This window comes from Rhodococcus jostii RHA1 (assembly GCF_000014565.1).
Taxonomy (GTDB): Bacteria; Actinomycetota; Actinomycetes; order Mycobacteriales; family Mycobacteriaceae; genus Rhodococcus_F; species Rhodococcus_F jostii_A.
This window is the reverse complement of sequence record NC_008268.1, coordinates 7,205,948-7,219,999: the sequence shown is the minus strand read 5'-3', so window position 1 is coordinate 7,219,999 and position 14,052 is coordinate 7,205,948. Positions and strand designations below refer to the sequence as shown.

Sequence of the window (14,052 nt, the reverse complement as noted above, 5' to 3'; positions counted from 1 at the left end):
GCACACGATGGAAAGGTCTGCAGATCATTCGACGACCGAGCCGGCTACCGACGGTACCGACAGGGATCAGACCGAGACGGCGCCTGATCGCACCGACACGGGGGCCGAGTTGGCTCAACTCGAGGACCGCTGGCGCAGGGCCCTCGCAGATCTGGACAACCTGCGCAAGCGGTATGCCAAGGATCTGGACCGTGAACGCGCCGCGGAGGTGGCGAAGGTTTCCGCGGCATGGCTGCCGGTTCTGGACAATTTAGAGCTTGCGCTGGCGCATGCGGGCAGCGATCCTCAGACCGTCGTCGAGGGTGTGAAGGCGATCCGGGATCAGGCGGTGCAGGTGCTGTCGCGGTTCGGCTTCGAGCGTCACGACGAGGTCGGTGTGCCGTTCTCCCCGGAGCTCCACGAAGTGGTCAGTGTGGTGGCCCAACCCGACCTTCCCTCCGGGACCGTGATCGAGGTCTTGCGCCCGGGCTACGGGGAGGACGGGCGGCAGCTGCGTCCCGCCGCGGTGGTCGTCAGCCGCCCCGAGGGGTGAGCACCGATGGCGCGTGACTACTACGAAGCGCTCGGGGTCCCGCGGGGCGCCGCCGCCGACGAAATCCAGCAGGCCTACCGCAAGCTGGCCCGCAAGTACCACCCCGATGTGAACAAGGACCCCACTGCGGAGGACAAGTTCAAGGAGGCCAACGAGGCCTACCAGGTGTTGTCCGACCCGGACACCCGGAAACGCTACGACCGATTCGGTGCCGACTTCCGGCGTGTGCCCGAGGACTACGACGAACGGGTCCGGGCAAGCGCCGGTGGATACGGCGGCGGCGGGTACGGCGGTGGGGGCGGGGGCAGAAGGGTGCACTTCGGTCACGGTGTCGGTGGCGAAGGCGGCGTCGACTTCGAGGACCTCTTCGGGCAGATGTTCGGCGGCGGTGGCGGGTACGGGCCGATTCCCGGCGCCGATCAGGAAGCGGAACTGGAACTGACCCTGGAAGAGGCGTATCGGGGCGGCAAACGCACTCTCAGACTGGACGGACGGCAGTACGACGTCGACATTCCGGCCGGTGTCCTGGACGGCCAGCGAATCCGGCTGGCCGGGCAAGGCGGCCGGGGCAACGGTGACGCGCCGCCCGGGGATCTGTACCTCGTGGTGCGGATCAAGCCGCATTCCCGGTTCCGGGTACAGGGCCGGGACATCTACGTCGACCTGCCCGTATCGCCATGGGAGGCGGTCCTCGGGTCGACCGTCGTCGTTCCCACCCCGGGTGGCGAGGCGAAAGTCAAAGTGGCTCCGGGCTCGTCGACGGGAAGGAAGCTGCGCCTGCGCGGAGAAGGAATGCCCAATTCGCGTGGCGCCAACGGCAACCTCTACGCCGAAATCAAGGTGATGGTGCCGTCGAAACCGACAGCACGCGAACGCGAGCTGTTCGAGCAGTTGGCCGCCGAATCGAACTTCGATCCGAGGAAAGAGACATGAGCACTCCGACCCCGGTCACCCACTACGTATTGGTTCGCCGTACCGGACTGTCACCAGATGCCTTCGCCGAACGTACCGGGCTGCACCCGGACCTGGCACGCAAGCTTGTGGCTCTCGGCCTGCTCGACGCCCACCGCGACACCGGCGGCGAGATGTCGTTCGAACCATCCGAAGTGGCCCACGCCGCCCGCATCCAACGGCTGCGGACCGGTCTGGGCCTGAACTACTCGGCAATCGGGCTCGTGCTCGATCTGCTGGATCGAATCGAGAAACTCGAAGCAGCTTCCCGCAGAAGGAGGACACCCCCATGGACACCGGCAGCCTGACTGAGAAGTCACGAGAAGCCCTGCAGGAAGCCCAGAACGTAGCGACCAGAATGGGTCACACCGAGGTCGACGGAGAGCACCTGCTGCTCGCGTTGGTCGATCAGCAGGAAGGGTTGGTACCCCGACTGCTCGAGCAGGCCGGCGCGAACGTCGATGCCCTGCGATCCGATCTGGAACGTGAACTGTCGCGTAGGCCGAAGGTCAGCGGCCCCGGCGCGACGCCCGGTCAGGTGACGATTACCCAGCGCCTGGCCAAGCTGCTCGACGCCGCGGAACGGGAGGCGAAGCGACTCAAGGATTCCTACGTGTCGGTGGAGCATCTCGTGATGGCCCTCTCCGAGGAGGGGTCGGCCAGTGCGGCCGGGCGGGTCCTCGCCAGTCATGGGGTCACACGAGACGCCTTCCTCACGGCGCTGACGAAAGTGCGCGGCAATCAGCGCGTCACCTCGGCCACCCCGGAAGGGGCGTACGAGGCGCTGGAGAAGTACGGGCGCGACCTCGTCTCCGAAGGGCGGGCAGGCAAACTCGATCCGGTCATCGGCCGGGATACCGAGATCCGCAGGGTAACGCAGATCCTGAGCCGGAAGACGAAGAACAATCCGGTGCTGATCGGCGACCCCGGCGTCGGGAAGACCGCGATCGTCGAGGGCCTCGCCCAGCGGATCGTCCGCGGCGACGTGCCCGAGGGCCTGCGCGACAAGACGATCTTTTCGCTCGACATGGGTTCCCTGGTGGCCGGTGCGAAGTACCGCGGCGAGTTCGAGGAGCGACTGCAGGCGGTGCTGTCCGAGGTGAAGGCGGCCGAGGGGCGGATCCTGTTGTTCGTCGACGAGTTACATACAGTGGTCGGTGCGGGATCAGTCGGCGGCGAAGGGTCTCTCGACGCCGGCAACATGCTCAAGCCGATGCTCGCTCGCGGCGAACTGCACATGATCGGTGCCACCACTCTCGACGAGTATCGCAAGCACATCGAATCCGACGCAGCACTGGAGCGACGCTTCCAGACCGTTCTCGTCGACGAGCCCAGCGCCGAGGATGCGATCTCGATCCTGCGCGGACTTCGAGAACGCCTCGAGGTGTTTCACGGCGTGAAGATTCAAGACGGCGCACTGGTGGCCGCCGTGACCCTCTCGCACCGGTACATCACCGACCGCTTCCTTCCGGACAAGGCGATCGATCTGGTAGACGAGGCGTGCGCCCGGCTACGCACCGAAATCGATTCGATGCCCGCCGAACTCGACGAGCTCACCCGGAAGGTGACCCGGCTGGAGATCGAAGAGGCCGCGCTGTCCAAGGAAACGGACGCGGCCAGCAAGGCGCGCCTCGAAGAGCTGCGTAAGGAGCTGGCCGACCTGCGGGCCGAGGCCGACGCCCGGCACGCTCAGTGGGAGGCGGAGCGGCAGGCGATCAGGCGGGTGCAGGAGCTGCGGGGAGAGCTGGAACGATTGCGCCACGAGGCCGAGGAGGCGGAGCGCAACTACGACCTCAATCGGGCCGCAGAGTTGCGATACGGCGAGATCACCGCGCTGGAACGCAGGCTCGAGGCGGCGGAGGAACAGCTGGCCACCAGGCAGGGCCGGAACCCGTTGCTGCGTGAAGTGGTCACCGAAGACGAGATCGCAGAGATCGTGGCCGCATGGACGGGTATCCCGGTCGCCCGGCTGCAGGAAGGCGAGCGGGAGAAGCTGTTGAAGCTCGACGAGATTCTGCACGAGAGGGTCGTCGGTCAGGACGAGGCGGTGCAACTGGTCGCAGACGCGGTGATCCGGGCGAGGTCCGGTATCCGTGATCCGCGCCGGCCGATCGGTTCGTTCATCTTCCTGGGCCCGACGGGCGTGGGAAAGACCGAGCTCGCAAAGACGCTGGCCAGTGCCCTCTTCGACAGCGAAGACAACATGGTGCGCCTGGACATGAGCGAGTACCAGGAGCGGCACACGGTGAGCAGGCTCATCGGTGCGCCCCCCGGGTACGTCGGGTACGACGAGGGTGGCCAGCTCACCGAGGCGGTGCGCCGCAAGCCGTATTCCGTGGTGCTCTTCGACGAGATCGAGAAGGCCCACGCCGACGTCTTCAACACCCTGCTACAGGTGCTCGATGACGGCCGGATCACCGATTCTCAAGGCCGGCAAGTCGATTTCCGGAACACCGTGATCATCATGACCTCCAACATCGGATCCCAGCATCTCCTCGAGGGAGTCACAGCCGACGGCGAGATCAAGCCGGACGCCCGGGACTGGGTGCTGGCGGAACTGCGCGGGCACTTCCGTCCCGAGTTCCTCAACCGGGTCGACGACATCGTGTTGTTCACCCCGCTCACGCTGCCCCAGATCGAGCACATCGTCGAGCTGTAGCTCACCGATCTTCGGAACAGGTTGTCGGAGCGCCAGATACACCTGGATATCACGCCGGAAGCACGCCGGCTCATCGCCGAACACGGTTTCGACCCGGTCTACGGTGCGCGGCCGCTGCGACGGTACATCGCCCACGAGGTAGAGACCAAGATCGGTCGTGCGCTGTTGCGGGGCGAAATCGAACCGGGTGGCACCATCAGTGTCACGGTGGACGGCGGCGAGCTCGCCGTCGCGTATGCGGAACCCGCCGTCGCGGCGGCCTGAGGAGAGGTGTCGTCATGGGATCCGACAAGGTGAAGTGTCCGCACTGCGGCAAGGTCAACAAGGTGCCGGCGGCCGGGGACGGAAAACCCCGCTGCGGGAACTGCCACGAGCCGCTGCCGTGGATCGCCGCGGCAGGGGACGACGACTTCGCGGAGGTCGCCGACAAGTCCTCGGTGCCTGTGCTGGTCGATCTCTGGGCGACCTGGTGCGGCCCGTGCCGCATGGTCAGCCCGGCGCTCGAGCAGCTCGCCAGAGAACGCGCAGGTCAGATCAAGCTGGTCAAGGTCGACGTGGATGCTGCTCCCCAGACGGCCGAACGGTTCACCGTCCGCGCCGTACCAACTCTGCTGGTGATGGACCGGGGTGAGGTCCTCGCTCGTCAGGCGGGCGCAGCTCCGGTACCCCAGCTGCGCACGTGGCTCGATCAGGCGCTCTCGGAAAATGCAGGCAAGGAAGCGAAGTCATGACTTATGTCCATGCGGACCCACACGTGGCCGCGATCCGGGCCGTGGTGCCCCGGACCCCGCAGGGTTGCGAGGAATGTCTTCGCCTCGGCACCCCGTGGGTGCATCTGAGGCTGTGCCTGACGTGCGGACACGTCGGTTGCTGCGACTCTTCGCCGGGCAAGCACGCGAGCGCGCACGCTCACGCCATCGGCCATCCGATCGTCCAGTCGATGGAGCCAGGTGAAGATTGGCGGTGGTGTTATGTCGACCAGAACTTCGTCTGAGGACGCCACACCCGTCGGCGTCAATCAGCCGGTCGACGAGACTCCGGACGAGGAAGGTGCTTTCCCGCGGCTGACGGACGACCAGGTCGCGACGCTCGAGGTCGGTGGCACGCGTCGATCGGTTCGCGCCGGCGAGGTGCTGATCCGAGAGGGCGCGCCCAGCAACGACTTCTTCGTCATCCTTTCCGGCAAGGTCGCGGTCCTCGACGAGGGCGACGGGGACGGCGAACGCCGGATACTGCGCGTGCACGGTCCCGGCCGCTTCCTGGGCGAGCTCGGACTGCTGGAAGGCCAGGTGGCGTTCTTCACCGCCGAAGCGATCGAGGATGGCGAGATGCTCGTCCTCCCCGCCGAGCGGGTGCGCGGGCTGGTTGCCCACGATCCCGTGCTCAGCGATCTGATCCTGCGCGCCTACCTGGTGCGCCGGCACCTGCTGATCGGGCTCGGCTCGGGGTTCCGGATCATCGGCTCCTGCTATTCCCCGGATACGCTGCGGCTTCGCGAGTTCGCCATCCGAAACCGGTTGCCCCACCGGTGGATCGATCTGGAGCGGGACGAACGGGCGGAGCAGCTGCTGCGCAGCCTGGACGTCGCCCCCGAGGACACTCCCGTCGTGATCTGGCACGGCGACAAGGTGCTGCGCAATCCGACGAATGCGGAACTCGCCCGCATCGTCGGGCTTCCGGTCCCGGACTCGGTCGCGGACGCAGCCCAGGACGTGTGCAACCTCGTGGTCGTGGGTGCCGGACCGGCCGGTCTGGCCGCGTCCGTGTACGGTGCCTCGGACGGGTTGAACACGGTGACACTGGAGTCGATCGCCGCGGGCGGCCAAGCCAGTACCTCCTCCCGGATCGAGAACTACCTGGGCTTCCCGGCAGGGATCTCCGGCTCCGAATTGGCCGAGCGGGCCGTGATCCAGGCCGGAAAGTTCGGCGCCCGCATCCTGGTGTCGGCGGAGGTGACCGGTTTGGGATCCGAGGCCGGGAACCATGTGCTCCGGCTGGCGGACGGCGGCGCGGTCCGCGGCCGGGCCGTCGTGCTCGCCACCGGGGCGCGATACCGCAAGTTGGCAGTCCCGGGAATCGAGGCACTGGAGGGAACGAGCGTGTACTACGCCGCGACCTATCAGGAAGCGCGGATGTGCGGCACCGATCCGGTGGCCATCGTCGGCGGCGGAAACTCCGCCGGCCAGGCCACCGTCTTCCTCGCCGGCCATGTCTCCCACGTCCACCTGCTCATCCGCGGCGATGACCTCGGAAAGAGCATGTCCCGATACCTGGTCGACCAGATCGAGCACCACCCGCGCGTTACCGTGCACCGGAACACCGAGATTCGTATGGTCCACGGCGAGAAATACCTCGACGAAATCGTGGTCGAGGACAATCGCACGGGCGACCAGGACACGATCCGGGTGCACGCCCTGTTCGTCTTCATCGGGGCGACGCCGCACACCGGGTGGCTGGCCGACGCGATCGCACTCGACGACCACGGCTTCGTCCTCACGGGCATGGACGCGGTCCACGCCCGAGGAGACGGCAACCGGCCGATCAGCGCCGGGCTGTCCAGGACGCTCGAAACCAGCCGGCCCGGCCTATTCGCGGCGGGCGACGTCCGCCGCGGCTCGGTGAAACGAGTCGCATCCGCGGTCGGTGAAGGAGCGATGGCGGTACGCCAAATCCATGAATACTTCGAAAGGAGCTGACGACATGCCAGTGATGGGCACCGTGAAATTCCAGCGGTTCTTCCGGGCAGCGGCTGGACTGCAGGTCGACCGAAACGACCTCAAGCGCTATACGGATTTCATCGACGACAAGATCTACGACGTGATCCTCATCGGCAAAGCCTCGGCCAAGGCAAACCTGCGGGACGTGATCGAACCGTGGGACCTGCCGATCACCAAGGGGCTGCAGGAGAGCATCCACCGGTTCGAGAAACTGGACGAGGAGATCGAACTACAGCCTCTGCTCGATCAACTGACGGCCCGGCCGCCCTTGGACGTGGCCCTCTCCGAGGAGACCGAGCAGCGACTGCCGCTGATCGCCGGAGGCTTGAGCGTGGCGCTGGCGCATACCTTCGTCACGGTCGAGCCGGACCGCAAGAACCCCGGGACCGCCGAATGGAATGTCGCCTTCGACATCTTCCACCTACTGCTCTGACCCCGGGACCCTACGTCCCGGCAAACCAGAGGGTGCCGGGACGCGAGAAATTCGTCCGGAGTCACGTATTACCGGTTGTCGCCCACCACACCGGGTGATCGCGGTGGAGATTTCCATAGATGATCGGGCATCAGCGGCCGCCGCGCTGTCTGCCCTTGCTCGTTCGGGACGCTTCGGTCACCGTTGAGGGGTCCTTTCGGGGGCGTGGTGGTCGAACACCGTGAACCGGGCCGAATTCTTGGCGTGCCGGAACTGCCAAAGGGGTATCGGGCCTCGTCCCACGTGGAGGCGCGGTGGCGGGATCGGGCTGGGCGAAGAACGTGTGGAACACGGCGGCGACCATGTTGGCGTGCGACTTGTGGACGTGCGCCAACAGGTTTCGTGCGAAATGCGATACGGAATGCGTCGAGTAGCTCGGACAGGTCAGACTCTACGTCGGAGCCGCGCCGCTCGGCCCCAAGCCCCACCACTCCACGGGACGCCTACCCGGCTCTGCAGGATGTTCTCCTGCGGCGAGGCTTCATCGCATCCTCGGTCGGCGCCTTCGCGATACCCCGCCACTCACCATTGACACAAGCTCTAGCAGCAGTTGCGCCGGTTTGGGCCAGTGTCGACGAGCGGCCGCCGGACGGTCGTCGGGCCGGCGGCTCGCGCGCGTCGAGGGCGAACAGGTCGGATGCCGCGACGACCGCCGTCATCGGAACTCGTTGGCAGGATGTGAGGGCCGCCGGGCCCTGCGCCTGACGATTTCCGCGCGATCCGCTGTAGGTCGACCTGTCCGCCGTTCGCGCACGTCATCAGGACAGTGTGAAGGCCTTGTACCCGGCCGCGACGTTTTCCTCCCAGTGGTCGAAGTAGGAAGGAAGGCCGCCGGAGTAGTTGAGCATCTGGCTCGGTTTACCGGGAATGTTTGCCCCGTGATACCAAGACTTGGCCCGCGGAAAGAGCGACATATGGAAGACTTCCTCCACGTGCGCCGTCCATGATTGCTCAGCGTCCTCGCTGGTCTCGAACCGCTGGTATCCGCCGTCGCGAACGTGGGTCAGGAAGTCGACAACGATCTCACCCTGTACCTCCGCGCAAGTGGGCCCGTTGCAGAATCCGGCTGGGCTCTGCGGGCCGTACACGAACATCAGGTTGGGGAATCCCGCAGTGGTGAGTCCCATGAAGGTATCGAGCCGCTCGGACCACTTGTGGCTCAACAGTTGATCATTGGTTCCTCGGATGTCGATCGACGTGATGCCACCGCGGTTCGCGTCGAAACCTGTCGCGAACACCAGGATGTCGAACTCGTGCAGACCGGACTTGGTCTGGACACCCGCCGGGGTAATCCGCTCGATCGGATCCTCGTTCACATCGACGATGTCGACGTTCTCCTGGTTCACCACATCATAGAAGTTCTGCTCCAGCGAGGGTCGCTTCGTCCCGAACGGATGGGGCGGATCCATCGGGGCAAGCTTCTCAGCCTTGACCGGATCGGTGACGCGCTGACGGACCTTGTCGCGCCAGAAGTCGTACATGATGCGGTTCGCGCGTTCATCGAGCAAGATGTCTTGATAATTGGCGAGCCACAGCTCGAAACCGCCGGTAGCCCACATCCGTTCGTAGGTGTCAGCTCGCTCCTCGTCCGAGACTTCGAACACGCTCTTCGGGATGAAGTCCATGTCGAACCCGGCAAACGACCTCCGGCGCTGGGCAAATCGCTCGGGAAGGTTTTCCTTCAGCTTCTCTTTGAGCTGGCCTGTCAACTGTTGCTGCCGCATCGGAAGCGCAAGGTTGGGTGTCCGCTGGAAGATGGTGATCTGTTCGGCGTCCGCGGCGGCCTCCTGGGTGACCTGAACGCCGCTCGACCCGGTGCCGATGATCCCCACGCGTTTGCCGGCCATGTCCAGACCTTCTTGGGGCCACAATGCGGTGTGGTGAGATTCGCCTGCAAAGCTGTTGAGCCCGTTGATGCTGGGAATGTGCGGCTTGGCGCCGAATCCAGTGCAGATCACTACAGACCTGGCACGCAGCATCCGGCCCGTGTCGGTGCGCACTGTCCATTGGTTTCGCTCGCCGTCGAAGTCCGCAGACGTCACCCGCGTACTGAAGATGATGTCTCGAGACAGATCGAGCTTGCGGTCGACATAGGCAAAATAGTCGCGCACACCGGACCATGACGGGTAGAGCTCATCGTAACTCCAGTCCTTCCACAGGTCCTCGCGTGAGTACTGATAGATCTGCCCGGTGCTGTCGGTTCGAGCACCCGGGTAGCAATTCCAGTACCAGATGCCCCCAAGCGAGTCACCGGCTTCGACGACCTTCACCGAAAATCCGCGTGAACGAAGTTGATCGAGTTGATACAGACCCGCGAAGCCGCCTCCGACGACGAGAACGTCCAAGACGCCGTTCGCCTCGTCGAGCTCCCTCGTATCGATCGATGCCGTGGTCATGCTGCCTCCTTGAGTGAAATGCCTGGGACCCGCGCCGAGGAGCAGATCGATGTGTGCCAAGCCGGCCCGTTCGTATGACCGACATCACATACGCTAGGGCCGTTCGAGAACCCGGGACTGTCCGATATCGATCCACCGGACACGCGGCGGGCACCGGGCACACGTGCACGCATGCCTCGCGTGGCGAACGGTCAGTTCATCACCGGCATCCACCATTCAACTGCAGCAACATTTTTGGCCGGAAGAACGGCCTGCAGGAGTCCGGGCACTCCTGCATAACTCTGCACGTTGAGCATGGCGCCCGGCTCCGGTGTCGGCATCCACGCCGACGGCGTGGCACCGTACCCCTGTCCTACGCACAGTGAGGAGCAGAACAGCGCTGGCTCCCGCCAGGTTATGGAGTGGCGAGGTGCTCGCTGCGATCGAACCCGATGTGAAGGGCTACTTCCGCGGTCGCAAGCCTGACCAGGTCGGTCCAGACGCGTCAGTTGCTGCGGACCTGTTGTTCGAGAACGTCCAGGTTCCCTCGGATAACATTATCGGTGAGCTCGACTACCGCTTCTTCCACCTGTTACATACTCGCAACAGGAGCGGCTCGAGTGCGCGATCAGCAACCTCGCCAGCGCAGCGCAGATCCTCGACGAGACCGTGGTGTAAAGCAAGAACCACAAAGCTTTTGGTCATTCGATCGGTCAGTTTCAGCACAATGGGTTGCCCCTCGCCGATCTCGTTACTCGATCGAAGTCGCCCGAGCAGTCATCGATCAGTACGCGATTGCCCACGTGGAGGCTGAGTTGACGCCGATTGACGCTGCCAATGCCAAATGGTTGTCCTCGCAGGTGCAGAACGACGTGATCGCCCACTGCGTCCAAGTCCAAGGCGGCAGGGCTAAATGAACGAGTACCGGTTGGCCCGCGCTTGGCGTGATGCTCGCGTCACCAAGATCTGGGACCCGCAACACGGGGAGGGCCGTGGCCAGCGGTCTCATGGCCCGGTCATCGCGAAATTCCTCTGCGCGAATAACTCGTGGCTGAGGTCCCCCACCCCAGAACTGAGAGGTGCGTCGCATCGCATCTAGAGGAAGGTGCCGGTGCACTTTCTTCCACCTGCGCAGCCGTCGCTCAGTTGGCCGGCCGCGCAGGTGTGGCGATGATCTCGGCGGGCACCCCCGAACCAGCACCCTCGACCGCAAGAGAGAAACGCCGGGTTCACGCGGCCATCGGACTGTGAAACTGCCCTGATCAAACTGATCGGCCAACCGTGGGCTCGTCGACACTGATGGGATTTCATTGGCCGGTAGGCAGTGACGATGAAAGGTGCTACCCGTATTCCGCGAGGGACATCACAGCTATGCCTCAGCGACGCTGCCGCTCTATCCAGTCGGTGTAGAAGTCAGGAAGGTCGGTTGATACGCGTCCCTTGAACTGGGGCTTCCTCTTCTCTCGGAATGCTTGGACACCTTCTCTTCCATCTCCGATACTGGTGTAGAACATGGCGAGTGAATCGATGCGGTGAGCCTCGGCGGGGTGATCGAGAAGCGCGTTGCGGTACATCATCTGCCGGGTCAGGGCGGTCGCGACACGCGACCGATCGCGAGTGAAGCGATGTGCCAGTGCAAGCGCGGCATCGAGAAGTTCGTCCGGCGAGTGGACCGAGCGAACCAGGCCGATCTCGGCCGCGTCGGCCGCGTCGAGGATGTCGGCGGAGTACACGAGGTCGAGTGCGGTATCGAGTCCGACGATCCTCGTCAGGAACCAGGTCGAGGCTGCTTCGGGTGTGATCCCGAGGCGGCCGAAGACAAACCCGAATCGTGCTGCTGTGGAGGCGAGTCGGGCGTCCATGGACAATGTCAGGGTGGCTCCGATGCCCACGGCGGAGCCGTTTACGGCGGCGATCACGGGTTTGAGGCAGTCGAACACCGCAAGTGTGACCCGACCACCGGTGTCGCGGACGCCGCGGGCAACGACCGGGTCCTGCAAGTCACCCATATCGTGGAGGGTCGGCTCCAATGTCTCGTCGAGGCCGAACACGTTGCCGTCGGTCGTGAGATCCATACCGGCGCAAAACGCACGGCCCGAGCCGGTCACCACCACGGCATTGACGTCGTCGTCGTCATTGACGGCCCGGAAGAGGTGCTCGAGCTCATCAGCCATGGAGATGGTGAAGGCGTTGAGCGACTCCGGTCGATTCAGCGTCACGATGAGCACGCCGTCGCGCAGTTCGAGGGCGATCGTCTCGTACTCGACATCCACGGTGCGGATCATCGGACGGCACCCGCAAGTTGGGGAAGTCTGTTCACGATCAGATCATGGGCTTGATTGACCGTGCTGGTCACGATCTCCTCGCAGGTGAGGATCTCGTCGATCAGTCCCTGTGATTGCCCGGCCCACCACAAGCCGGCATCCACGTCACCGCCGGCCAGAACCTTCTGGCGACCGCGCACCCCGGAGGCCAGATCGGCGACGTCGTCGAATGTTGCGTTCGGAAGCGCGGAGATCTCGGAAATTCTCTCCGAGATGGCGTTGCGGGCGACGCGGGCGGTGTTGTTGAACTCTCGAAACACCAGTTGCGTGGATCGTTCGTCGTTGACGGTGATCTGGCGTTTGACGTTCTCGTGGACCGTCGCCTCTGTGCTGGCGACGAATCTGGTTCCCATGTTGATAGCGCTGGCCCCCAATGCCAGAGCCGCCGCCAGGCCGGCACCATCGGCGAATCCGCCGCTGGCGATGACGGGGATCGACAGTTTGCGGGTGGCGGCAGGGATCAGGACGAGACCGGGGACGTCGTCGTTGCCGGGATGGCCGGCACATTCGAACCCGTCGACGCTTACCGCGTCGACTCCAAGCTTCTCGGCCTTCAGCGCGTGGCGCACGGAGACGGCCTTGTGGATTACCTTGATGCCGGCGGCGGCGAAGGCGTGCAGATGGGGAGCGGGGTTGCTACCTGCCGTTTCGACGACGCCCACGCCGGAGTCGATGATGGCAGCGCGGTAGTCCTCGTAGGGAACAGGTTTGAGGGTTGGCAGGATCGTCAGGTTGACACCGAAGGGTCGGTCGGTCATGGACCGACACCTTGCGATCTCCTCGGCCAAGGCTTCGGGTGTCGGCTGGGAGAGAGCGGAGAGGAATCCGAGAGCACCCGCGTTTGCGACGGCGGCGATGAGGTCGGCAGTGCCGACCGCAGTCATGCCGCCACAGACGACGGGATGCTCCACGTCGAAGATCCGTGTGAAGGAGGTAGTGAACACCCCGGGGCTCCTTGGTCAGTTGAAATGTGAGATCAACGCCGGACCCGCTGCGGGAGAGGGTTCCACAGCGGGATCCGGAGGGTCAGGGGCGGCCGGCGTGTGGTACGTCCACTTCGGTGGCGAGCATGCGCCCCAGACGGGTTGCGGTGCGTTCGGTCTCGTCGAAATTCGGTGCGACGCACAAGAACAGGGTGCGTCCGTCGTCGCCGCCGAGCGCGACGGCGAACACCCCGTCGGGTGCGGTGCTGACCTCGTCGAGGATTTCGCCGCCCTTGGCGATCCGCACCGCTCGGTTGTTCGCGGCATCGGCAATCCACACGGCGCCTTCGGCGTCGAGGGTCAGACCGTCGGGCACGATCGTGGCGGCCTCGAGTCGTGTGCCGACGTCGGGCTCGGCACCGAGGTCTCCGTAGCCGGCCCATTCGATTCGCTCGCCGAGCGTGCCGTCCGGGTGGATGTCGAATGCCGAGATCCGATTGCCGAACAATTCGTTGACCAGCAGGGTTGAACCATCGGGAGTGATGACCATGCCGTTGGGGAATGACAGTCCGTCGGCGACGATCGAGGCGCTTCCGTCGGTGTCGACGAGGACGACAGTTGTGTGCTCGTGTGGCGCCCCACCCATGAGGTCGAATCCGAAGTTGCCCACGTAGGCCCTACCCTGGGCGTCCACGACCATGTCGTTGGCGTGGCCACCGCATAGGTCGTGGATGTCGGCATGCTCGACGAATGTGCCGTCCGACTCTTGACGCAGCACCTTGCGGTCCTTCATCGACACGATCAGCAGCCGCCCGTCCGGTAGCCAGCCGAGCCCAGAGGGTTGGTGCGGGACCGTCGCGACAAGTTCGATGCTGCCGTCGGCGTTCACGGCATTCACGGTGTGGGTGTAGAAGTCCGCAAACCAGAGACGTCCGTCATGCCAGCGGGGGCCCTCGAGGTACGAGTAACCGTCGACAATGGTTCGCAGCGTGTATTCGGTCATGGTTGTGCCCCTTTAGATTTGGATTCGTTTCGGGCTCGGCATTTCAATCCCGCGTTTCTACCACTGTTGTCCGCTGAGTGATCAAACGAATGTCCG

11 protein-coding genes and 1 pseudogene are annotated in these 14,052 nt (G+C 64.7%); 8 read left to right on the top strand and 4 right to left on the bottom strand.

Features of this window, described 5'->3' with window-relative positions:
• Positions 1 to 7: 7 nt before the first annotated feature.
• From RHA1_RS32775 to RHA1_RS32745, 8 genes and pseudogenes are all read left to right on the top strand, one after another.
• Positions 8 to 532, top strand: coding sequence for a nucleotide exchange factor GrpE (locus tag RHA1_RS32775; protein ID WP_005571964.1), 525 nt, complete (start codon positions 8 to 10; stop codon positions 530 to 532).
• Between the two features lie 6 nt (positions 533 to 538).
• Positions 539 to 1,465: a DnaJ C-terminal domain-containing protein gene (locus RHA1_RS32770; RefSeq protein ID WP_011598525.1), complete on the top strand. Its 927-nt coding sequence runs from the start codon at positions 539 to 541 to the stop codon at positions 1,463 to 1,465.
• Positions 1,462 to 1,791 carry a chaperone modulator CbpM gene (locus RHA1_RS32765; protein WP_009479959.1) on the top strand — a complete coding sequence of 110 codons (330 nt, stop codon included), beginning with the start codon at positions 1,462 to 1,464 and terminating at the stop codon, positions 1,789 to 1,791. Before RHA1_RS32770 ends, RHA1_RS32765 begins: the two co-directional genes overlap by 4 nt.
• Positions 1,773 to 4,406: pseudogene (gene clpB, locus RHA1_RS44735) on the top strand (ATP-dependent chaperone ClpB). The gene RHA1_RS32765 and the pseudogene clpB overlap by 19 nt, the downstream one beginning before the upstream one ends.
• A 14-nt stretch (positions 4,407 to 4,420) precedes the next feature.
• Positions 4,421 to 4,873 carry a thioredoxin gene (trxA, locus tag RHA1_RS32755; protein ID WP_007297768.1) on the top strand — a complete coding sequence of 151 codons (453 nt, stop codon included), beginning with the start codon at positions 4,421 to 4,423 and terminating at the stop codon, positions 4,871 to 4,873.
• A complete protein-coding gene (locus RHA1_RS46575; RefSeq protein WP_011598522.1) occupies positions 4,870 to 5,136 on the top strand; it encodes a ubiquitin carboxyl-terminal hydrolase 14 in 267 nt (88 codons plus the stop codon). The genes trxA and RHA1_RS46575 overlap by 4 nt, the downstream gene beginning before the upstream one ends.
• Entirely contained in the window at positions 5,114 to 6,838 is a 1,725-nt protein-coding gene (locus RHA1_RS44730) for an FAD-dependent oxidoreductase (RefSeq protein WP_050787434.1), read from the top strand. Before RHA1_RS46575 ends, RHA1_RS44730 begins: the two co-directional genes overlap by 23 nt.
• A 13-nt stretch (positions 6,839 to 6,851) precedes the next feature.
• Positions 6,852 to 7,292, top strand: a complete 441-nt coding sequence (locus RHA1_RS32745; RefSeq protein ID WP_016885041.1) for a DUF1931 family protein — start codon at positions 6,852 to 6,854, stop codon at positions 7,290 to 7,292.
• 797 nt (positions 7,293 to 8,089) lie between these two features.
• Here RHA1_RS32745 and RHA1_RS32740 read toward each other — a convergent pair.
• The 4 genes from RHA1_RS32740 to RHA1_RS32720 all read right to left on the bottom strand — a co-directional run bounded on the left by RHA1_RS32740 (position 8,090) and on the right by RHA1_RS32720 (position 13,956).
• The gene (locus RHA1_RS32740; RefSeq protein ID WP_009479916.1) at positions 8,090 to 9,727 is read right to left on the bottom strand and encodes a flavin-containing monooxygenase; all 1,638 of its coding nucleotides are present in this window, start codon (positions 9,725 to 9,727) and stop codon (positions 8,090 to 8,092) included.
• Between the two features lie 1,355 nt (positions 9,728 to 11,082).
• On the bottom strand, positions 11,083 to 11,991 hold the full coding sequence (locus RHA1_RS32730) for a crotonase/enoyl-CoA hydratase family protein (protein ID WP_011598517.1): 909 nt from the start codon (positions 11,989 to 11,991) through the stop codon (positions 11,083 to 11,085).
• Positions 11,988 to 12,974, bottom strand: coding sequence for an NAD(P)H-dependent flavin oxidoreductase (locus RHA1_RS32725; RefSeq protein ID WP_011598516.1), 987 nt, complete (start codon positions 12,972 to 12,974; stop codon positions 11,988 to 11,990). Before RHA1_RS32725 ends, RHA1_RS32730 begins: the two co-directional genes overlap by 4 nt.
• Before the next feature lie 82 nt (positions 12,975 to 13,056).
• Positions 13,057 to 13,956, bottom strand: a complete 900-nt coding sequence (locus RHA1_RS32720; protein WP_011598515.1) for an SMP-30/gluconolactonase/LRE family protein — start codon at positions 13,954 to 13,956, stop codon at positions 13,057 to 13,059.
• Positions 13,957 to 14,052 lie beyond the last annotated feature (96 nt).